The 19915-nt window shown below is 45.1% G+C and carries 22 protein-coding genes and 1 riboswitch; of the genes, 14 read left to right on the forward strand and 8 right to left on the reverse strand.

Features of this window, described 5'->3' with window-relative positions; translation table 11 throughout:
* Window positions 1-22 precede the first annotated feature (22 nt).
* Both rpoZ and gmk read right to left on the reverse strand, forming a co-directional pair.
* Window positions 23-295: a DNA-directed RNA polymerase subunit omega gene (gene rpoZ, locus VFDL14_RS12190; RefSeq protein ID WP_004741437.1), complete on the reverse strand. Its 273-nt coding sequence runs from the start codon at window positions 293-295 to the stop codon at window positions 23-25.
* Window positions 296-411: 116 nt separating this feature from the next.
* Window positions 412-1035, reverse strand: a complete 624-nt coding sequence (gmk, locus tag VFDL14_RS12185) for a guanylate kinase (protein WP_032551130.1) — start codon at window positions 1033-1035, stop codon at window positions 412-414.
* 303 nt (window positions 1036-1338) lie between these two features.
* Window positions 1339-1438, forward strand: a riboswitch (purine riboswitch).
* Window positions 1439-1497: 59 nt separating this feature from the next.
* Between gmk and VFDL14_RS12180 the strand changes: the two genes are divergently transcribed.
* Window positions 1498-2871, forward strand: coding sequence for an NCS2 family permease (locus VFDL14_RS12180; RefSeq protein ID WP_032551131.1), 1374 nt, complete (start codon window positions 1498-1500; stop codon window positions 2869-2871).
* 175 nt (window positions 2872-3046) lie between these two features.
* A complete protein-coding gene (locus VFDL14_RS12175) occupies window positions 3047-3472 on the forward strand; it encodes a phosphate-starvation-inducible protein PsiE (RefSeq protein WP_032551132.1) in 426 nt (141 codons plus the stop codon).
* Between the two features lie 80 nt (window positions 3473-3552).
* On the opposite strand, the gene VFDL14_RS12170 is transcribed toward VFDL14_RS12175, so the two are convergent.
* Window positions 3553-4116: a porin family protein gene (locus VFDL14_RS12170; RefSeq protein ID WP_032551253.1), complete on the reverse strand. Its 564-nt coding sequence runs from the start codon at window positions 4114-4116 to the stop codon at window positions 3553-3555.
* A 308-nt stretch (window positions 4117-4424) separates the two neighbouring features.
* On the opposite strand from VFDL14_RS12170, the gene VFDL14_RS12165 reads away from it, so the two are divergent.
* Window positions 4425-5273, forward strand: a complete 849-nt coding sequence (locus VFDL14_RS12165) for a transcriptional regulator (RefSeq protein WP_032551133.1) — start codon at window positions 4425-4427, stop codon at window positions 5271-5273.
* A complete protein-coding gene (locus VFDL14_RS12160; protein ID WP_032551134.1) occupies window positions 5264-5758 on the forward strand; it encodes a hypothetical protein in 495 nt (164 codons plus the stop codon). The genes VFDL14_RS12165 and VFDL14_RS12160 overlap by 10 nt, the downstream gene beginning before the upstream one ends.
* A 53-nt stretch (window positions 5759-5811) precedes the next feature.
* Here the strand turns inward: VFDL14_RS12160 and VFDL14_RS12155 are convergent, their stop codons facing one another.
* Window positions 5812-6678, reverse strand: coding sequence for a YicC/YloC family endoribonuclease (locus tag VFDL14_RS12155; protein WP_032551135.1), 867 nt, complete (start codon window positions 6676-6678; stop codon window positions 5812-5814).
* A gap of 251 nt (window positions 6679-6929) precedes the next feature.
* Here VFDL14_RS12155 and rph point away from each other — a divergent pair, with 251 nt between their 5' ends.
* Window positions 6930-7646 carry a ribonuclease PH gene (gene rph, locus VFDL14_RS12150; protein WP_032551137.1) on the forward strand — a complete coding sequence of 239 codons (717 nt, stop codon included), beginning with the start codon at window positions 6930-6932 and terminating at the stop codon, window positions 7644-7646.
* 233 nt (window positions 7647-7879) lie between these two features.
* The gene (gene pyrE, locus VFDL14_RS12145) at window positions 7880-8521 is read left to right on the forward strand and encodes an orotate phosphoribosyltransferase (protein WP_032551254.1); all 642 of its coding nucleotides are present in this window, start codon (window positions 7880-7882) and stop codon (window positions 8519-8521) included.
* 71 nt (window positions 8522-8592) lie between these two features.
* Here the strand turns inward: pyrE and VFDL14_RS12140 are convergent, their stop codons facing one another.
* The 3 genes from VFDL14_RS12140 to coaBC form a co-directional block, all read right to left on the reverse strand.
* On the reverse strand, window positions 8593-9561 hold the full coding sequence (locus VFDL14_RS12140; protein ID WP_032551138.1) for a Kdo(2)-lipid IV(A) acyltransferase: 969 nt from the start codon (window positions 9559-9561) through the stop codon (window positions 8593-8595).
* A gap of 23 nt (window positions 9562-9584) precedes the next feature.
* Window positions 9585-10175, reverse strand: coding sequence for a nucleoid occlusion factor SlmA (gene slmA / locus VFDL14_RS12135; protein ID WP_032551139.1), 591 nt, complete (start codon window positions 10173-10175; stop codon window positions 9585-9587).
* A 285-nt stretch (window positions 10176-10460) separates the two neighbouring features.
* Window positions 10461-11678 (reverse strand): bifunctional phosphopantothenoylcysteine decarboxylase/phosphopantothenate--cysteine ligase CoaBC, encoded by a 1218-nt coding sequence (gene coaBC / locus VFDL14_RS12130; RefSeq protein WP_152549240.1) that lies wholly within the window; start codon window positions 11676-11678, stop codon window positions 10461-10463.
* A gap of 206 nt (window positions 11679-11884) precedes the next feature.
* Here coaBC and VFDL14_RS12125 point away from each other — a divergent pair, with 206 nt between their 5' ends.
* The 8 genes from VFDL14_RS12125 to VFDL14_RS12090 all read left to right on the forward strand — a co-directional run bounded on the left by VFDL14_RS12125 (window position 11885) and on the right by VFDL14_RS12090 (window position 19400).
* Window positions 11885-13558, forward strand: a complete 1674-nt coding sequence (locus VFDL14_RS12125) for a methyl-accepting chemotaxis protein (protein WP_032551142.1) — start codon at window positions 11885-11887, stop codon at window positions 13556-13558.
* Between the two features lie 113 nt (window positions 13559-13671).
* Complete coding sequence (gene radC / locus VFDL14_RS12120; RefSeq protein ID WP_032551143.1) at window positions 13672-14346, forward strand: RadC family protein; 675 nt, start codon at window positions 13672-13674, stop codon at window positions 14344-14346.
* 291 nt (window positions 14347-14637) lie between these two features.
* A complete protein-coding gene (rpmB, locus tag VFDL14_RS12115; protein WP_004728407.1) occupies window positions 14638-14874 on the forward strand; it encodes a 50S ribosomal protein L28 in 237 nt (78 codons plus the stop codon).
* A gap of 13 nt (window positions 14875-14887) precedes the next feature.
* Window positions 14888-15055 (forward strand): 50S ribosomal protein L33, encoded by a 168-nt coding sequence (gene rpmG / locus VFDL14_RS12110; RefSeq protein WP_002535344.1) that lies wholly within the window; start codon window positions 14888-14890, stop codon window positions 15053-15055.
* Between the two features lie 181 nt (window positions 15056-15236).
* Entirely contained in the window at window positions 15237-15734 is a 498-nt protein-coding gene (locus VFDL14_RS12105; RefSeq protein WP_032551144.1) for a hypothetical protein, read from the forward strand.
* Window positions 15735-15843: 109 nt separating this feature from the next.
* Complete coding sequence (locus VFDL14_RS12100; RefSeq protein WP_032551145.1) at window positions 15844-16437, forward strand: hypothetical protein; 594 nt, start codon at window positions 15844-15846, stop codon at window positions 16435-16437.
* A 57-nt stretch (window positions 16438-16494) separates the two neighbouring features.
* On the forward strand, window positions 16495-17304 hold the full coding sequence (gene mutM, locus VFDL14_RS12095) for a bifunctional DNA-formamidopyrimidine glycosylase/DNA-(apurinic or apyrimidinic site) lyase (RefSeq protein ID WP_032551146.1): 810 nt from the start codon (window positions 16495-16497) through the stop codon (window positions 17302-17304).
* A gap of 101 nt (window positions 17305-17405) precedes the next feature.
* On the forward strand, window positions 17406-19400 hold the full coding sequence (locus VFDL14_RS12090) for an LTA synthase family protein (protein ID WP_032551147.1): 1995 nt from the start codon (window positions 17406-17408) through the stop codon (window positions 19398-19400).
* A 31-nt stretch (window positions 19401-19431) separates the two neighbouring features.
* Here the strand turns inward: VFDL14_RS12090 and coaD are convergent, their stop codons facing one another.
* On the reverse strand, window positions 19432-19914 hold the full coding sequence (coaD, locus tag VFDL14_RS12085) for a pantetheine-phosphate adenylyltransferase (protein ID WP_032551148.1): 483 nt from the start codon (window positions 19912-19914) through the stop codon (window positions 19432-19434).
* Window position 19915: the final 1 nt, after the last annotated feature.

Here is a 19915-nt window from a genome sequence, read left to right on the forward strand (position 1 = left end):
TGACGCTTTTTGCGAATAAGAGTTAACGAGAGTGAGCGATGCTGCTTACTGCTGCAAGCTCAGCTGCTTCTTGCTCTTGTTGCTCTTGACGCTCACGAGCATCTAGTACGTCTTTAGTGATAAGACCTTCTTCGATTTCACGAAGTGCGATAACCGTTGGCTTATCGTTTTCTTCAGGCACTAGTGAATCTTTACCGCCAGTTTGCATTTGACGAGCGCGGCGAGCCGCAATAAGAACTAGGTCGAAACGGTTGCCAACTTTTTCAACAGCGTCTTGAACAGTTACGCGTGCCATGAGGACTCCAAATAGTTAACTAATAAATTTTGAATGACGAGAAAGTATACAAGCTTAATTAGTGACTTTCTAGATCACCGTATACTTATCTCAATGGAAAATCTAGCCTTGCTAGACTATTCCGCCAGTAGAGCGGTAAGCATGCCGCTGTATTTTGCTGCTTGCTTATCTTCTTTTAAGCGTTCCGCACGGATGATAGCTCTGAAGTCCATAAGGGCTGCATCAAAGTCATCATTCACGATCACATAGTCATACTCATTATAATGAGAGATTTCTGACTTCGCTTCGCTCATGCGTTTCGCAATAACTTCTGCACTATCTTGACCACGAACATTCAGACGACGTTCTAGCTCACCGTTGGATGGTGGTAGAATGAATACACTCTTCGCTTGAGGCATCTGTTCGCGAATCTGACGAGCACCTTGCCAGTCGATATCTAGGAACACGTCGATACCGCGCTCTAGGTTCTCTTCAATCCATACGCGAGAGGTACCGTAGTAGTTACCAAACACTTCTGCATACTCTAAGAACTCACCTTTACCGATGAGGTCTTCGAAGTGATGCTTTTCAACGAAGTGGTAGTGAACACCATTCTCTTCACCAGGGCGCATACCGCGAGTGGTGTGTGAAACAGATACCTTCATTGCGTAGGTTGGATTGGTTTCTAGCATTGCTGAGATCAAGCTCGATTTACCTGCGCCACTAGGTGCAGATACGATGTAAAGAGTACCTTTGCCCATCTGTATGTTTCCACTGTTGGTTGGATTGAGTGAAGATGTTGCTCTTCACTATAAAAGATAGCACTGACCGAACTCTTGCTCACCTCTGCTGTGCACAGTGTACACGCAATGTGGTGAAAATTAGGTCAGAAAAATGGAGGCGAAGAGTAGCATATTTCAATGATTCAGAACAACTGGCTTGATCGTTATTTGTTGGCAAATGATCGTCTCAAGGATCTTTCCAGAAATGCGATAAGTGGCTATTGGTACTTTTTTATGTGATCCAGACAAAATTTGTTGAAGTTTTAATCTTAACCCTTACAATCCGCGCAAACGATTAAATGCTGTATATATCTAGTGATATGGACTAGATGTTTCTACTACCGAGCCTATCTTGGTGACTACAGTTTTTAGTGCAGAAACCTCTCTTTTTCTCGCAGCATTTGAATCTTCAATTTCTTATTTTTTTGCATAGGTTTTGTTGTGAGTACCGATTCCACCCTAAAGGCCCAAAACACCTCATCTGGTTCGCTGGATTCTCTGTTTAAGATTTCTGAAAGAAAGACCACGATTAGCACCGAGCTATACGCAGGTTTTATTACTTTTTTGGCGATGAGCTACATCCTAGCGGTGAACCCTGCCATTCTTGGCGGTATTCCAGGTATGGATAAAGGCGCGGTATTTACGGCAACTGCTTTGGCTGCGGCTATCTCGACCCTAATTATGGGTATCTGGGGTAACTACCCGGTAATGTTAGCTCCAGGTATGAGCATGAACGGCTTCTTTAAAGGCCTGCTATTAAGCGGCTCGGTGGCGGTACTGTGGAATGAAGCGCTATTTGGTATTTTCCTATCGGGCATTTTGTATCTTGCGTTCTCATTGACCAACATTCGTAAGTCGATGATTGAGTCGATTCCAGAAGACCTGAAGCTGGCGATCACGGTATCGCTTGGTCTGTTCATCGCGTTCTTAGGTCTTAAAAACGCTGGCATTATCGTTTCTAACCCGTTTGTACTGGTTGGCCTAGGTGACATCTCAGACCCACAAGTGATCATCGCTTACGTGAGTATCTTTATTGCGCTTGGCTGTATGGTTCGTGATATTAAGCTGGCGACGTTTATCTCGTTTGTTTCGGCGATTGCTCTGACTATCATCGCTGATTTGTTCATGGGTACGTCGAATGCACCAATCCCTGATGAGCTAATTTCTATGCCACCAAGCATGGCGGGCAGCTTCGGTGCGATCTTTGATTTCTCGGCATTCACGCCAGAGAAAATGTTTGATCTACTGTTCATCGTTCTTATCTTCTTGATTGTCGATTTCTTTGATGGCTTGAGCACCATTGTTGGTGTTGGTCGTGATGCGGGTATCATTGATAAGGACGGTAAAGTGCCAAACGCGAAGTCAGCACTAGTAGCAGATGCTGGCGGTACTGTGATTGGTTCTGTTCTGGGTACGACTTCGATTACGGCTTTCTCTGAGTCAGGTATTGCTTCTTCTCAAGGCGCGAAGACGGGTCTTGCCGCTGTAATGGTTGCGGGTCTGTTCCTAATTTCACTATTCCTATACCCAATCTTCTCTATCTTCTCGGCAGCTATGGTTGCACCGGCGATGGTAGTGGTGGGCATCTATATGGTCGGCCGCCTTGGTCAGATCAACTGGGAGAAGAAAGAGTCTCGTATTGCGGCGTTCTTCACCATCATGTTTACCGTATTGAGCTTCTCTCCTGCGAACGGCATGGCGATGGGCTTCATCAGCTACGCATTCACTATGGTTGTAGCGGGTAAAGGCAAAGAGGTACACCCACTGATTTACGGACTGTCGGTTGTGTTCCTTGTATACCTAGTGCTTCTGTAGTCGATATTGATGTTTTGATAGTGGCTCTGCATTGTGTAGGGCCATTTTTTTGCGTGTTGGATAAGTGTTCACATCGCTGTCACGCTCTACGCCTAAAGTTGGTCATAACAGATAGCGCCACTTTGATAGAGGCATGCTATTGTATTGGCAGGTTTAATTAGTAATTAGAGTGTTTATGCCTTCTCATTTACCAAAAGGTTTTAGTCGACCTTTCTTGAAGATATTCCATATTCTTGAAGCCGTACTGCTGGTGGCCATTACATTGGCGACCCTGTTTGCGATGGTTGAAGAGTTCATGCATGTGTTTGCTGAAAAGCGCGTTCTCTTGACTGACATCCTGCTGATGTTCATCTATCTCGAAGTGTTAGCGATGGTGCAGCAATTTGTGGTGAACGGTAAGATCCCTGTTCGATATCCTATTTATATCGCAATGATGGCGATTGCCCGATACATCACGCTAGGTATGAAAGAGTTGGATGCGGTGCTGGTGGTGTGGCTGGCGGTGGCTGCATTTATTCTTGCGGCAGCGACATTGCTGATAAGAGTCGGGCACCATTACTGGCCATATGTCGATAGACGTACTCAAGAGCCTGATGAGTAATGGTGAGCGAAAGTAGACAGGTATTAAAAAGGGCGACATTAAGTCGCCCTTTTGCTTTCTAGCTAACAGAGTGTTAGTTATTAGAATTTGTATGTAGCACCGGCGTAGAAGCTACCTAGTTGGAAGGTAACGTCGTAGTCAGGGAAGCCCGTATCGATGCTGAAAGTGTCAACTTCGTATGCAACACGGAAGTTTAAATGCTCTAGGCTTGCAGGGGTGTATTCAACACCAGCACCTAAACGAAGTGCTGTTTCGTCTTCGTCTTTTGCGAACGGTACGTCAATAGACATTTGAGCCAAACCAACAGTACCAAAAGGACGCCAACCACTGTCAAAGGTGTAACCAAGGTTTGCCGCAATAGAGATTGCCGACGGCTCTAGTGCGTATGGCGAGCCAGGTGCAGTAACATCACTGTACTTTGTGTATTGCGCTTCAACGCCAACGATACGGTTAAACTGGTAGCCACCAATAAGCTTGAATGATGAATCATTGGTTTCTAGTACCGAGCCAGACACGTCATCATCATAAGTTGTAGTACCGAAACCACCGCCTAAATAAAAACCAGATACGTCTTTTTCAACGGCTTGCTCTTGAGCACCTGCAAAGGCAGAAAATGCTGCCAAAAGGATCACTGCTTTTTTCATTTTATTAATCTCATCGGGGATAAAAAACAGTGTGCATTGTGTGTTCACTTCCAATATAAAACTAAAGATGGATTTCATTTAAACTTCACGAATTGTCGGTTTATTGACGCTTTTCCTTTTATTTCTTTTTATATTTATCGTGTAACTCATTGATATATTTAATGGTGTATTTTTTGTTGGCACTGTTCTTTGAATTGGTAGTAGATTTCAGGCTACCACTTACACCACAGAGTCAGTAATGATAGGATCATAATCACCGCGGTATATTTTTGAGTGAAATTTGCTCAAAACCTAGTAACAGTGAGCCTATGCATAGAGTCTATTTTTCCAATTTGATACTTGATCCTACCACTCGAACACTCTCGAGTGTGGAAGGCGAGAGCATCCAATTGCGCCCGCTGCCCTATGCTGTATTGAGCCTGCTGTTAGAGAATCAAGGTGCCCACGTTACCCGTGAGTGTCTGTTTGAAACGTGCTGGGAGGGCGCTCTAGTTACCGACCAAGCGATAACTAATGTCATTTCTGGTTTAAGAAAAAGCTTCGCACAATTAGGCGCTACTGATGTCACTATCAGAACAGTGAGTAAGATTGGCTACGTACTTGAAATTCACTGCGCTGAAGAGCCTGTAAAAAAGAAGGTCGAAGAGCGGACAATTCGAGTAAGCCAGGAGAGCGAGGTTATTCCGGCAACATCAAGCAAAGGCGATGCAACTATCAAAGTTAGCGCGCCTATCAAACACAAAGAGAACCGGTATCTGTTGCATGGCGTGATAACAGTGCTTCTACTTGCCTGTCTAATATTTGTATTGCTAGCTAAACCTTTTATTAGAAAACCAGAATTTATCCAACCGAGTGAGTATCAGCATTTTCAAGTTGGTGCGACTGACTTTTACCTTCACGACAGCGCATATTTGATCAGTGACGGTCAGCTCCTCGCGTATGAGTTAGCAACTCAGTCTATTCCTACCTGTCATGCAGATGTATATCTGAGAGTAGCAGAGTCGGCTTATGACGATGGCGTTTACCTGATTAAAGCCTTCGCGTTTGCCAAACATGGCAGCAAGAACGCCAGTTATGTGAACCATTCAGTGACAATCGAGCAGATCCCAGAGACAGTCGTAAAAGCAATTAAGAGGGCGAGAGCTATATGCGGTTAAAAACAATCATCGCTTTCAACATCGCACTTTTAGTCAGTGTTATCGCTATCGGGCTGTATCAGTGGAAGTTTGATCAGCAACATTTGGCGGGTACGCGCTGGGCATGTGTACAACTCGATGAGGGGTTTGTTACGCAAGGCTATAGCGGTTATCAAGAGATCGCTGATCGCTCTATCTTAGAGTTCACCTCAGATAAAACGTTGCTGATTTTTCAAAAGGGTCACTTTAAAACAGCGGCTGAGGGCACCAAACCCTATGAAGTCTATTTTGAAGCGGATTACACCGCTGAAAATGGTCTACTAGCTATTGCCTACCATCATATCGATTGGGATTTAAAGCCTGTTGATAGTGGCAGCCTTGTGCGTGATATGGATGCCTTGGTGAGAGCTAAAATTGAATTGATGTATAAAGTGCAAGGTGAGCACCTGTTCTTGTTTAGTAAAGGGCATGCAGAAGAGAGGAACTATACTTGCTATAAAAAATAGCCCCCTGAGATCAGGGGCTATTTTCGAATCATGTTAGGTGGAAGCCTAATAGATTATTCAATATTCTGGATCTGTTCACGCATCTGCTCGATAAGAACTTTAAGTTCTACACCAGACGCTGTGATGTCTGTGCTGATAGATTTAGATGCTAGTGTGTTTGACTCACGGTTGAACTCTTGCATCATGAAGTCTAAACGACGGCCACATGCACCACCTTTTTTCAGGATGTTCGTTGCTTCTTTCACGTGAGAATCTAGACGGTCTAGCTCTTCTGCTACGTCAGACTTCTGAGCCAGTAGGATCAGCTCCTGTTCAACACGTGCACCTTCAAGTTCAATCTTCGCTTCTTCAAATTTATTAAGAAGACGCTCACGTTGCCACTCTAGGATCTCAGGCATGCGTGCGCGAACTTTAACGACTTCTTCTGTAATTGCAGTTAGGCGCTGCTCGATTAGAGCCTTCATGTTGTCGCCTTCACGGCCACGTGCGTCAATGAAATCTTTTACAGCGTCATCAAATGCAGCTAGAAGGTCTTTGTTGATCGCGTCCATGTCCTGCTCTGGTGTTTCCATCACACCTGGCCAGTTCATTACTTGGAACGGGTTCAGGCGGCTCTCTTCGCCAGTCATTCCCATTACTTGGTTCGCAGCATTGATCACTTGCTGTGCTAGGCCTTCGTTGATGCTTAGCTCGCCTTTTGCTGCAGGGTTTGCTTCAAAGCGCAGGTTACACTCAACCTTACCGCGTGCTAGGCGCTTACGAAAACGCTCGCGTAGGATTGGCTCTAGACCACGGAACTGCTCTGGCATGCGGAAGTAAGTTTCAAGGTAGCGCTGGTTTACACTGCGGATTTCCCACACTGCTGTGCCCCAATCGCCTTTTACTTCTTTACGTGCGTATGCCGTCATACTATAAATCATCGAATTTTCCTGTCTTTTATCATTCTGAAAATAACGCGCACGCATAGTATCACGATACGGGGTGCTATGTGCGCCCATCGCTTTTTAGGTTTAGAAGCTTTTCAGGAGAGGTGGTGCCTCAGGATAAATAGCTTTGCACCGCAAACTGCTATATAATCTCGCCCCAATCCAATTTGTCTCACCCCTTTCTTAGGTGACAGGCACTTTCAATAGTTAAACACCTAAAGATAAGACTAATAAGGTAGATACTTATGCGTCCAAATGACCGCGCCGTAGATCAAGTTCGTCCAATTAAAATTACTCGTAACTACACAGCTTATGCTGAAGGCTCTGTGCTAGTTGAGTTTGGTAACACCAAGGTTCTATGTAACGCAACGGTAGAAGAGAACGTACCTCGTTGGTTGAAAGGTCAAGGAAAGGGTTGGGTTACTGCTGAATACGGTATGTTGCCACGTGCAACGCACACACGTAACCGTCGTGAAGCAGCGAGCGGTAAGCAAGGCGGTCGTACGATGGAAATCCAACGTCTGATTGCTCGTAGCCTACGTGCTGTGGTTGATCTAAAAGCGATGGGTGAAATCATGATCACTGTCGATTGTGATGTTATCCAAGCAGATGGCGGTACACGCACTGCGTCTATCTCTGGTGCGAGCGTAGCAATGGCTGACGCGATTAACCACCTGTTAGAGAGCGGTAAGCTTAAAACGAACCCAATGAAAGGCCACGTAGCGGCAGTTTCAGTTGGAATCGTTGGTGAACAAGCTCTGTGCGACCTTGAATACGTTGAAGACTCAGCAGCTGATACCGATATGAACGTTGTAATGACGGAAGACGGTAAGATGATTGAGATTCAAGGCACCGCAGAAGGCGAACCGTTTAGCCACGAAGAGCTGATGCAGCTTCTAGCCCTGGCGAATAAGGGCATTGCCGATATTGTTGAAGCGCAGAAGTCGGCGTTGGCAGAATAATCAATTTTAATAGCTCCTTATTAAGGGGCTATTTTTTTATTTTCGTCATACATAACTCTACACCTGCGTTAGCTGCAATTTTTCACCCTAATCACATAGGTCCCCTATGCTCATAGGGCTGAAAAACCTTGCTGCCTTGTTGTAGAGCTATCTATTTAGAAAATACATAATTGTTGGCTTCCTAAGTGATTGGAAGTTAGGAACTGGAAAGTAAATTAATTTAGAGGATGAGCATGAAAGCATATCAACGTGAATTTATTGAATTTGCACTAGAGAAAGAAGTACTTAAGTTTGGTGAGTTTACTTTAAAGTCTGGCCGTAAGAGCCCTTACTTCTTCAATGCTGGATTGTTTAACACAGGCCGTGACCTAGCGCGCCTAGGCCGTTTTTACGCAGCAGCATTGGCTGATTCTGGTATTGAGTTTGATGTACTGTTTGGCCCTGCATACAAAGGTATCCCAATCGCAACGACAACTGCAGTTGCACTGGCAGACCACCACGATGTAGATACGCCTTACTGCTTTAACCGTAAAGAGGCTAAAGACCATGGTGAGGGTGGCAACCTAGTTGGTAGCGCTCTTGAAGGTCGTATCATGCTAGTAGACGACGTAATCACTGCAGGTACAGCGATTCGTGAATCAATGGAAATCATCCAAGCGAACGGTGCTGACCTAGCGGGTGTTTTGGTAGCGATTGACCGTCAAGAAAAGGGCAAAGGTGAACTGTCTGCGATTCAAGAAGTTGAGCGCGATTTCGGTTGTGCAATCATCTCAATCGTTAGCCTGACTGACCTAGTCACTTTCCTTGAAGAGAAAGGCACAGACGAAGAGCATCTAGAAGCTGTAAAAGCGTACCGTGCTGAATACGGCATCTAATACGATTCTGTTCAGAATATAAAATGCACAAGGGGCTGATGAATCATCAGCCCCTTTCTTTTGGTCAACGTTTATTTGTAGCGAATGCCTTTTGGCACTTCTGGGTCTTCCATGGTCTTATAGCGCTTGTGCAGCCACATCCACTGTTCTGGTGCTCTTAAGATGGTTTTCTCTAGGTAGCGATTCATGTAAGCCGCCGCAGCTTTCTCATCTTTTTGTGGGTAATCTGCTTCCACGGACTCATTGGCGATGATCTCATACTTCCCATCTTCATTTCTAAAACCAGAGCCCGGAACCAGTGCACACTTACTGGTGTAAGCCAAAATGCTGGTACCAGTGGTGGTGCAGGCATCTTCGACAGCAAAGAAAGGTACAAATACCGACTTATTACGCCCGTAATCATGATCTGGTAGGTAGAAAAGGATCTCTCCCTTGCGCAGTACTTTGATCATGCGTTTAACGTCTTTACGGTGAATCAAGCGGTTGCCATTTTGAGTTCTGCCACGGTACTGAATAAATTCGTAAGCAGGGTTGTTGTGTGGGCGATAGACACCAAGGCCCGGAATGCCCAGTACCGCCATGCCGCGCGCAGTGATCTCTAGATTGAGGGCGTGAACACAGCACAGCAGTACGCCTTTGCCATTCTGCTGATGAGTGCGGAGGGCTTGAGTGTCTTTGTCTACCAGTAAACGCTTAAAGCGCCACGTAGGCCAAAACCAAGTAATGCCGGTTTCAATCAGTGCCATGCCCGTATTTTTGAAGTTCTCTTGCACCATGGCATCAACTTCATCGGTGGGCTTGTCTGGAAATGCGAGCTCTAGGTTGCGTGTGGTGATCGCAACGCGCTTTTTGCCATAACGAGCACCAAGGGCACCCAGAGAACGGCCAAGCAGCAGGAGAGCGCGATAAGGCAGCACATTAACAATGAAGGCAAGCAAGCCAAAACCGAACCAAACGCCCCAATATTTAGGGTGCAGTAGCGAAAGCTGAAAAGGTGGTTTGGTGATTACGTGTTGTGTCGAACTGGTTTGTGTCGTCATAAGCACCGCTTAGGTTAATGAATTTATTTAATTTGAGCACTCAGTAGCGCCCAGTAGGCATCAAAGTTTTCAGTCGGCTGATATTTGAAGTCTGAACGCACAAAGCGATTGAGACTGCCTTCAACCTGACCAAGTAGTTGAGCTGCAAGAATTCTTTCATCCACAGGGAAAGATTTACCCTCACGAATCTTACGCTCACGTAGGATCTGACGCAGTTGTGTTTCGATACGTTCAAACAGCTGGTTGATGCGATCGCGTAGGCGTTCGTTTTCAAACATTAGAGCATGACCAGACAAAATACGAGTCAGGCCAGGGTTACGTTCTGAGAAAACAAGGATCAGTTGGAGCACCAATCGAATACGCTCTAAGGTATCTTTCTCTTCATCAAGGATGCGATTAATGCGCGACATTAGCGCCTCTTCGATGAACTCGATTAACCCCTCAAACATGCGCGCTTTACTTGGGAAATGGCGATAAAGTGCAGCTTCTGATACGCCGACCTGCTTGGCCAGTTTCACCGTTGTGATACGAGATGCGCCTTCTGCTGACTCCAGCATTTGCGCAAGCGCTTGTAGAATTTCTTCACGACGGTTTGATTTACGGGTACCAGCCATCTGTTTACTTCCTTTAATAGAGAGGATGATGAGTGAAGAGGATTATAAACACCAATCAATTCTGTTCCTAGTTCTGTAAGCATTAGGTCAACAGAATCGAGAGGTGTCAGGGTATTGTCAGCGCAAAAATGCGGCTATGCTTCAAAAATACCAATCGTAGTAAATAATTGCTCATCCTAGCTTGTTAAAACGCTCGATAACTTCGTTAGAGTTTTTGATTGTAGAATCACTACTTATCGAAAAACTCTGCCTTGTTCTCAAGCGTTTTTCCTACGCTATTTCTGATCACTTACTTACTGTGATTGGTATAAGTTTTTGAATCTGTTCTAAGATCTTGAAGCTTAATGCCTCTTTGCTCTCTAGCGGGAGCGACTTATCGCCATGGTTCCAGTAAAGGTTAAGTGCGTTGTTGTTGCTGTTGAAGCCTTGCCCTTCAACCGATACATCATTGGCACAGATCATATCGAGGTTCTTCTTCGCTAGTTTACCGCGTGCGTACTTTTCTACATCTTGAGTTTCTGCAGCAAAGCCAACGGTGAATGGGCGATCTTGTGTCATGCTCGCCACAGAAGCGACGATATCTGGGTTCTTAACCATCTCGATAGACATATCATCGGTGCCATCGACCTTCTTCAGCTTCTGCTCGGCTACCGTGTGTGGACGGTAATCAGCCACAGCTGCACAACTGATGAAGACATCATGGAGTGGTGCTGAGCCTATAACGGCATCGAACATCTGCTGCGCGCTCTCGACGTCAACTCGTGTTACACCTTCTGGCGTTGCTAATGCAACAGGGCCGCTCACTAGTGTTACCGTTGCGCCGAGCTTAACTGCTGCTTCTGCCAACGCGTAACCCATCTTGCCTGAGCTGTGGTTAGAGATGTAGCGAACAGGGTCGATCGCTTCTCGGGTTGGTCCCGCAGTGATTAGGACGCTACGACCTTCAAGAGGTTTTGGTTGAAAGAAGTTCTCACAACGGTGAACGAGCTGCATTGGCTCTAACATACGACCCATGCCAACATCGCCACACGCTTGCTCTCCAGCCGCTGGGCCCCAAATATGGCAACCACGGCGCTTCAGAGTCGCAATGTTCTCTTGTGTTGCTGGGTGTGCATACATCTGCTGATTCATCGCAGGAGATACCGCAACTGGCGCATCAGTTGCAAGAACGAGTGTAGTCAATAGGTCGTTACCCATGCCAGCAGCCATACGAGCAATCAAGTCCGCTGTTGCAGGAGCAAGTAGCACCAGATCAGCCCATTTTGCCAACTCAATGTGGCCCATAGACGCTTCCGCCGCAGGATCAAGCAAGCTATCAGACACCGGTCTACCCGAGACAGCCTGCATGGTGAGTGGGGTGATAAATTCCTTAGCTGCGTGCGTCATCACCACTTGGACTTGTGCACCTCTCTCTATTAGGCGACGTGTTAGCTCCGCACATTTATACGCGGCAATACCGCCACTGATGCCGAGTAGAATTTTCTTTCCTGCTAGTGTTTGCATCTTAAATCTCCAATTTTCTGGCGACGAGTTTAGCACAACTGAATCTCTCATCGCCCCCGCAAATCTGATGAGAAGCTAATCGATATCAAACTACAGAATATTAATTGCTGAGAGTTATATAAAACTTTTGCTTACTTCACAGACAATCCTGGCCCGTTCTGCAAGATCGGAGGGGAAAAATAACAATAATGAGGTAGTGGAATAAGATGGTATTGAAAAGTCGAGGGAAATTGCTGTTGGTGACTCTGATCCCTTTGTTGTTGATCACCACATTGATCTCGGTGGTCTATTACATAAACGGCAGTAATAGCTTAGAAGCGGAATTGGCTCGCGATAGACAAGAGTTGATCGATACACGTAAAAAAGAGCTGCAAGCCTACATGATGATGGGGGTTACAGCGATAAAGCCACTGTACGATACAGACGTCAACGGCAATAACAAACAAGCGGCAAAAGAAATCCTTAAAGCGATGCGCTTTGAAAGTGATGGTTATTTCTTTGCGTATGACTCAAAAGGGGTCAACACGCTGCATGCGATTAAACCATCTCTGGAAGGCAAGAATCTCATCGGTTTGAAAGATGAAAATGGCGTGGCTGTTATTGCTGGGCTGATTGATGCATCTAAAAACGGCGATGGTTTCCTTTATTTCTCTTGGCATAAACCAAGCATTGATGCGCAAGCGCCAAAATTAGGTTACGCCGAGTATTTACCTAAGTGGGACTGGGTACTTGGTACTGGGATCTATATTGATGATATTGATCAGCAAGTAGCGATGCAGCGTGAACTGCGTACTCAAGAGTTGAATGAACATACACTGTCAGCGATAACAATCTCGGTCATCGGCCTTATTATCACTAGCGTGCTGACGAGCATTATTGTGTCTAAAGGCATTAAACCACTACAGCATATTGCTAAGTCTTTACAAGATGTTGCTGCGGGCGGCGGTGACTTAACGGCGCGTCTGAAAATGGAAAGTAAGGATGAAGTGGGAGAGGTGGCATCGGCATTCAATGAATTCATGGACAAGCTTCATCCGCTGATGCAAGACATTCAGCGTTCTGCGGATACGGTGCAAAGCGTCTCTGGGCAACTGGATCAGCAGACGTCTCAAGCCAGTGCTCAAATGCAAAACCACTGCCACGAAACCGATAAAGTGGTGACGGCTGTGACGGAAATGAGCATGACAGCCAAAGAGGTCGCAAGTAACACCCATGCAACGGCGCAGGCGATTGATGATGCAAACGAACAAGTGACCGAAGCACAACGCGAAGTGGATCAAGCGATTGATGGAATCAGTAAACTGGTCGATGAAGTGAACAGCTCCTCGGAAGCGATCGCGGAACTGAGTCAACAAACTGAGCAAATTACCAAGGTGCTCGATGTGATTGGTGAAATTGCTGAGCAGACCAACTTGCTTGCTTTGAACGCAGCGATAGAAGCTGCACGTGCCGGTGAGCAAGGTCGTGGCTTTGCCGTGGTTGCTGACGAGGTTCGCTCGCTAGCAAGCCGAACCCAAAACAGTACCCATGAGATTGGCGATATGCTCAAGCAGTTGCAAACGGGCGTATCAAGAGCAGTGACCACTATGTCGGCAAGCCAGGAGCGCGGCGCGAAGACAGTTGAGGAGTCGTCAATGATTCAGCAATCTCTGTCCGGCGTGCACCAATCTATCGGTATGATTCGAGATAGAGGTATTCAAACGGCTTCTGCTGCGGAAGAGCAGAGTGCGGTTGCTGAGGATATCAATCAGAACCTTGTAGCGATTCAGCAAATCGTGAATCATATCAATGACACGCTTCAGCACGCAGAAGGCATCAGTACCCAGTTGTCGCAATCAGGATCTGAAATTCACGATCTGGTTGGAAACTTTAAGCTTTGATGGATCGCTCAGTTACATAGAAAAGTAGTGGTTAACGAAAAAAACGAAAGTCAGATACGACTTTCGTTTTTTATTTTGTTCAATAGGTGCTTATTCACCAACAGAGCCGCCTAATGACACTTAAAGCTTTGCCCAACGATTCAATGCCAAGAGAAAAACTGTTGCAGCGCGGACCACAGTCGCTATCGGATGCCGAGCTACTCGCTATTTTTTTACGGACCGGTACGCGGGGTATGAATGTTATTGAACTGGCCGACTTTCTTATCCAAGACTTTGGTTCGCTACGTCAGTTGTTCTCTGCTTCAGAGAAAGAGTTTTGCCAACATAAAGGGCTAGGGCAGGCCAAATATGTTCAACTGCAAGCGGTGTTGGAGATGACGCAGCGCTACCTTGCCGAGACACTTAACCGAGGCGATGCTCTAACGAGTCCAACTCACACAAAACTCTATCTTTCGAGTGTTTTAAGGGATCGCCAACGCGAAGCCTTCTATATCCTATTTTTAGATAATCAGAACCGGGTGATTAAAGATGAGGTGATGTTTGAAGGCACCATTGACGCTGCGTCTGTTTACCCCAGAGAAGTCGTTAAACGGGCTCTGTTTCACAATGCAGCTGCGCTGATATTAGCCCATAACCATCCTTCTGGTGTCGCAGAGCCCAGCCAAGCAGACAGAAGAATTACGCGCAGATTAACCGATGCGCTGGCGCTGGTGGACATTAGGGTGCTCGACCATTTTGTGGTTGGCGACGGCGAAGTGGTCTCTTTTGCTGAACGTGGGTGGATTTGAATCACATTTTGGCTTGTTAGTTGCTAGAAATCTGCTATGATTCGCCCACATTTTTAGACCTTAAATCAGCTCTGATTACTCAAGCAAGCTGTGTTGCACAAAAAAAGATCACGAAATCCTTAAAAAGGATCTGTTCGGGTCTTGAGCAATGCGCGTCAAGTTAGTATAATGCGCGACCTTTGATAGCCTTGTATGGGTTTTCCATAACGGTTTTTACCTTCTATTTTTTACAGATAGAGAGGTTCGGCCACCAAGGTTGATATCGAGCTGAAACGATTGGAGAAGACATTCATGTCCCGAGTATGCCAAGTAACTGGTAAGCGTCCAGTAACGGGTAACAACCGTTCACACGCACGCAATGCTACTAAGCGCCGTTTTCTGCCGAACCTACAAACTCATCGTTTCTGGGTAGAGAGCGAAAAACGTTTTGTTAAACTACGTCTAACTGCTAAAGGTATGCGTATCATTGATAAGAAAGGCATCGATGCTGTTCTTGTTGATATCCGTGCACGCGGCGAAAACGTTTAAGAGGAATTAAGCAATGGCTAAAGGCATTCGTGAGAAAATTCGTCTAGTATCTTCTGCAGGTACTGGTCACTTCTACACAACTGACAAGAACAAGCGTAACATGCCAGGCAAATTTGAGATCAAAAAGTTTGATCCAGTAGTTCGCCAACACGTTATGTACAAAGAAGCGAAAATCAAGTAATTGATGCTTTTTTGGCTCTTCTTAAGTAGAAGAAAGAATTGAAAAACCCAGCTTATCGCTGGGTTTTTTTATACCTATAATTTTGCTGCAGCGCTTGCCCACATATCTACTCGATAGAATATCCCGTCACTTTCACGCTATACTGAGTCTTCTTTGTACTGATAACTTATGAGTAAAAGCAATGAGATACCGTGGTCGCCGCTGGAACAACATTCTAATTCTAAGTGTGATTGCCTTTATAGGTGTACTCAACCTGCCAACGATCATTAAAACTTATTTGTTAGAGCCAGAAGCCGAAATTACGTCTGAAAGTGGCTTTCCTTACCTACTGAACCCATCAGACCAAATCACCGCAATGCACTTCTCTCAGTGGTCTATTGTGTTGAATGAGGATGGTTGGGAGTATCAGGAACAAGGCCGACCTCTAGAATTGACAGAACCAAGCGCTCAAACCCTCTCACAGCGTTGGCAGCAGCTTGTCGGTACCGAAGTAGACTCTGAAACATATCAATCCCTTAGCACATCTCTCTCCTCACCACAGACCATTGAGGTGTGGTATCAAAACCAAGAAGAGCCTCAGCGTATTACTTATTACCAATTACCCGATTTCTGGCTTCTAAAGAACTGGCAGGGTAAGTGGCTGGCAGTATCGGTTGAGTCTGAGTACTTGATGCCCTAACAGCCCGAAATCTATTACTTTTTTCTTTTTTGTTTTGTCGCTAATGCAATTTGCTTCCTACACTTGAAAGACAGCTCAACTTCTAGAGCGTGTTTTTAGGGATAGCAATATGAAAAGACGACATGTTGTTTTATTAAGCTTATTACCACTCTATGTGCACTCGCACACCTTTGAAGTTAGTACCAATCTTTTAGACGGTACTTATGTTGGCGAACCGGGTTTCTATCACACCAAAAACAGTGTTGAGGGAGGCTTAGGTATCCGCTTTATCTATGAGCTTGAAACTTGGGATATCTTCGCTAAGTACGCAATGGGGAATTCAGATTTTCGTGATTCAAAAACCTACGCGGGCGGTGTTCGATATCGAGTCAATGATCAGCATTGGATCTCGGCTGAATACAAAGGGCTATATGCGAAAGAGCAATACGAAGTCGATGATAGAATTTTAGACCCTACCCACCAGAATGCTATTACCAATGGTGAATGGGGGACATTCGCGATTGCGCGCTATCAATACAACTTAGCCAGTGAGGATTATCCATTTTACTTTGGGTTTGAACTTGCAACGGATACCACAACCACTGCATTAGTTGAAGACGATGCGTCTGTTTTGGCCGGATATAACAACGATAAGTATTTTGCGGAAGCAAAAGTTGGGGAAGAATTAATGTGGCTCTCTTTAGGGTTAACTTTTGAGTTGTAATCTATAGGCTTACGCGAGAACATCGTGTTAAACCTTTGTGATTAAAAAGAGCGTAATATGCCAGAGTTACCAGAAGTTGAAGTAAGCCGCATGGGCATAAGCCCGCACTTGGTTGGCCAAACGATTAAATCTATTACTTTTCGTACGCCAAAGTTGAGGTGGGATATTCCTCAAGAACTTAAACAGTTAGAAGGTGAGGTAATAGAACAGATAGCTCGTCGTGCGAAATATTTGATCATTCAAACTCAGGCAGGTAGTGCGATTGTCCATTTGGGCATGTCCGGCTCATTAAGGGTACTTGATGCAGAGTTGGCTCCTGGTAAACATGACCATGTCGATCTCAAATTAACCAACGGAAAGATCTTGAGATACAACGATCCTCGTCGATTTGGCGCTTGGCTGTGGTCCAAACCTGATGAAGTACATCCAGTATTACTAGGCTCAGGCCCTGAACCTTTAACCGAAGAGTTCAATGCCGCTCACCTTGCTGAAAAGGCGAAAGGACGCAGAGTTGCGATTAAACAGTTTATTATGGACAACAAAGTCGTGGTTGGCGTCGGTAATATCTATGCCAATGAAGCTCTGTTCTCTTCGAAAATCCATCCTCTTCGTCCTGCTAATAAAGTAACATCTGCAGAATGGGATCTAATCACAAAAGAAATAAAGCAAGTATTGGCAACTGCGATTAAGCAGGGTGGAACAACGCTGAAAGACTTCGCTCAGGCGGATGGTAAGCCTGGCTATTTTGCGCAAGAGTTACAGGTGTATGGCAAAGTGGGTGAGCCGTGTCCAAATTGTGGTGAAGAATTGCAGGAGCAAAAAATAGGTCAGAGGAATACGTTTTTCTGTGATTCTTGCCAAATCTAATACCTTTCGAACTCCCATTTTTCCAATATGATCCGAGCATGGTATTGAGCTGTGATATCATGCTGCGTTTGATTAGACTACCCCATCCAGAAGCGTGAAACATGGATTTTGACCAAAACTATCGTAAGTTAACTCGCACACTTATCGTGCTCTTTATTGCCGGTATTGCACTCTTGTCTCTTTCTCGTGCATTGTTCTACTCTCAGGTTGTGGACCCTTCAGAATTAATTGGTATCGAAACAGATGTATGGCGGGCTTTCTGGGTTGGACTTCGTTTTGACGCCAAAGTGGTCGCAATTGGATTTGCCCCTTTGTTACTGGTAGGGCTGATTCTTTCTAGCTTCTCTTCTATTTATAAAAAGTTTACTCGAGTTGTTCCTAGTTATAGCGCCTTGATATTTTTCTTATTGTCGGGAATGTCGATTGCCAATTATTACTATTACGTCACTTACGGGACATATATTGATGTCTTTGTTTTTGGGTTAATAGATGATGATACTGAAGCGGTACTAGAAAATGCTTGGGCAGATTACCCAATCTTACGTTCTTTTTTGACGGCTATCCTTGTTGGACTATTAGGCTATGTTGGCTCAAGTAAGCTCATTGCCTATTTCGAGAATAAAAGCTGGAGTACTCGTCGTTGGTGGCAAGTTACTGTGTCTGTTGTCGCTATGATTGCTATAACAGTGGTTGTTGCTCGAGGTTCTGTCGGTACGCTACCTTTGAAGCGTTATCATGCCAACGTATCTCAATATGCTCCGCTTAATAACATTACGCCCAACGCGTTTATGGCGCTTGATTGGGCTAAGAGTGACTACAAAAAACAATCCAAATTTGAGCCTATTTCTAAGCAAGCTCTAGAGCAGCAAATGATCAAAGTATTAGGGCAACCTGATCCGATTTATACGACGCCTAAAAATGATTACCTAGAATCTCATCAACCTCATGTTGTTATGGCATTAATGGAGGGACTTGGAAACAATGTGCTTGTAGAAGATGATCCAGAAAACAATGATTTGTTGGGTTCTTTAAGAAAACACTTTGATGAAGATTTTGTCTTTGAGCGTTTCATGGCGGGTACATCTGCGACGATAGACAGTATTGTTATGATGCTGTTCCATAGTGATATACCGACAATCAGTCACTCAAGTGCACAACGTGTTGAGTTACCAAGCTCTGCTGTCTTGCCGTATAAACAGGCGGGCTATGACGTTGTGTTTATATATGGTGGTAACAGCATGTGGCGAAATCTCGCTAACTACTTACCTCGCCAAGGCTTTGATACTGTTTATGACGAAAATAGCATCATTAAAGCATTCCCAGAAGCTAAAAAGGAAGCGGATACCTGGGGAGTTCCAGACGAATTTACCTTTAAGTTTGCTCGTAAATTGCTTGATGAAGCAGATAAGCCACAGATGATATACATCATGACTGTAACTAATCATTCTCCATTTAGAGCGCCTTCAGACTATCAGGCTAAGCCAGTACGAGAAAGCGAGCGCCTAAAACAGTTACTCGGTTCAATGGAGGAGGAAGCGAACGATCTACTTCAGGTTTACCAATATGCGAACGACTCTTTGGGGCAATTCATTACTGGTGTGAAGGCATCGCCGCTAGGGAAGCAAACCGTGATAGCTGCATCGGGCGATCACCGTATGCGTTATTTAGCCACGGATTCTAAAGAGGAGTTTGGTCTTACGTTTGGTGTACCATTTTATATGTATGTGCCAGATGAAATTTTAGAGCACACAAATTATGAATATGATGAGAGTAGAATTGGCTCACATCGAGATGTCTATCCAACGCTGTATCACTTCAGCTTGTCTGATAAAGAGTACACTTCTCTAGGTGGCGAAAACATGTTGTCTAAAGGCGGTGTGGCTAATATTGGATATAACGCTTCGCGCACGATTACCAATCATGGCGCATTTTCCAATGCAAATGCAGAAAAGCTGTTTCCTTGGAGTGATGAAAATAGCTTGTTTAACTTGAATAGCAGTGTTGAAAACCCAGACCAGCACTGGGCTCAAGAGTATCATAAACTACAGAACTACTATTTACGTTATCAAGTGATGGCAGAACCTGAATCTAAATAGCGAAACGGCCCTCAGAGTTGAGGGCCGTTTTTTAAATATGCTTTTTATTATGAAGCGCTTCGGCGATCACTTTCGGTACAAACTGAGTCACGTCCCCACCATGAATGGCGACCTCTCTGACGATAGTTGAAGAGATAAAGGCGTACTCTTCTGCAGGTGTTAGGAATACGCTTTCTAGACCAGGCATGAGTCTACGATACATGTTGGTTAGTCCAAATTCATACTCAAAGTCGACCGTTGTACGCAGACCTCTGATTAAGACGTTGGCTTCGACTTCTTTCGCGAAATCGACCATGAGTCCACTGAACCCTTGTGCTGTGACGTTATCAAGGTGCTTAGTGACTTCGATACAAAACTCTACACGTTCTTCCAGTGTGAACATGGTGTTTTTACTCGGGCTAGCAGCGACAGCGATGATCACCTCATCGAACATTTCAGCTGCTCGTTCTATTAGGTCAAGGTGTCCATTGGTGAGTGGATCAAAAGTACCAGGGTAAAGAACTTTCTTGTTCATA

Origin of the sequence: Vibrio fortis (assembly GCF_000695685.1) — a bacterium.
GTDB lineage: Bacteria > Pseudomonadota > Gammaproteobacteria > Enterobacterales > Vibrionaceae > Vibrio > Vibrio fortis_A.

Coding starts and splice junctions, on each gene's coding strand:
- VFDL14_RS12170 (WP_032551253.1), bottom strand. CDS start 4,116: ATGAAAAAAGCAGTGATCCTTTTGGCAGCATTTTCTGCCTTTGCAGGT.
- rph (WP_032551137.1), top strand. CDS start 6,930: ATGCGTCCAAATGACCGCGCCGTAGATCAAGTTCGTCCAATTAAAATT.
- coaBC (WP_152549240.1), bottom strand. CDS start 11,678: ATGCAAACACTAGCAGGAAAGAAAATTCTACTCGGCATCAGTGGCGGT.
- VFDL14_RS12160 (WP_032551134.1), top strand. CDS start 5,264: ATGCGGTTAAAAACAATCATCGCTTTCAACATCGCACTTTTAGTCAGT.
- rpmB (WP_004728407.1), top strand. CDS start 14,638: ATGTCCCGAGTATGCCAAGTAACTGGTAAGCGTCCAGTAACGGGTAAC.
- pyrE (WP_032551254.1), top strand. CDS start 7,880: ATGAAAGCATATCAACGTGAATTTATTGAATTTGCACTAGAGAAAGAA.
- VFDL14_RS12140 (WP_032551138.1), bottom strand. CDS start 9,561: ATGACGACACAAACCAGTTCGACACAACACGTAATCACCAAACCACCT.
- rpoZ (WP_004741437.1), bottom strand. CDS start 295: ATGGCACGCGTAACTGTTCAAGACGCTGTTGAAAAAGTTGGCAACCGT.
- VFDL14_RS12165 (WP_032551133.1), top strand. CDS start 4,425: ATGCATAGAGTCTATTTTTCCAATTTGATACTTGATCCTACCACTCGA.
- rpmG (WP_002535344.1), top strand. CDS start 14,888: ATGGCTAAAGGCATTCGTGAGAAAATTCGTCTAGTATCTTCTGCAGGT.
- VFDL14_RS12100 (WP_032551145.1), top strand. CDS start 15,844: ATGAAAAGACGACATGTTGTTTTATTAAGCTTATTACCACTCTATGTG.
- VFDL14_RS12105 (WP_032551144.1), top strand. CDS start 15,237: ATGAGATACCGTGGTCGCCGCTGGAACAACATTCTAATTCTAAGTGTG.
- VFDL14_RS12090 (WP_032551147.1), top strand. CDS start 17,406: ATGGATTTTGACCAAAACTATCGTAAGTTAACTCGCACACTTATCGTG.
- VFDL14_RS12175 (WP_032551132.1), top strand. CDS start 3,047: ATGCCTTCTCATTTACCAAAAGGTTTTAGTCGACCTTTCTTGAAGATA.
- gmk (WP_032551130.1), bottom strand. CDS start 1,035: ATGGGCAAAGGTACTCTTTACATCGTATCTGCACCTAGTGGCGCAGGT.
- VFDL14_RS12155 (WP_032551135.1), bottom strand. CDS start 6,678: ATGATTTATAGTATGACGGCATACGCACGTAAAGAAGTAAAAGGCGAT.
- coaD (WP_032551148.1), bottom strand. CDS start 19,914: ATGAACAAGAAAGTTCTTTACCCTGGTACTTTTGATCCACTCACCAAT.
- VFDL14_RS12125 (WP_032551142.1), top strand. CDS start 11,885: ATGGTATTGAAAAGTCGAGGGAAATTGCTGTTGGTGACTCTGATCCCT.
- mutM (WP_032551146.1), top strand. CDS start 16,495: ATGCCAGAGTTACCAGAAGTTGAAGTAAGCCGCATGGGCATAAGCCCG.
- slmA (WP_032551139.1), bottom strand. CDS start 10,175: ATGGCTGGTACCCGTAAATCAAACCGTCGTGAAGAAATTCTACAAGCG.
- radC (WP_032551143.1), top strand. CDS start 13,672: ATGACACTTAAAGCTTTGCCCAACGATTCAATGCCAAGAGAAAAACTG.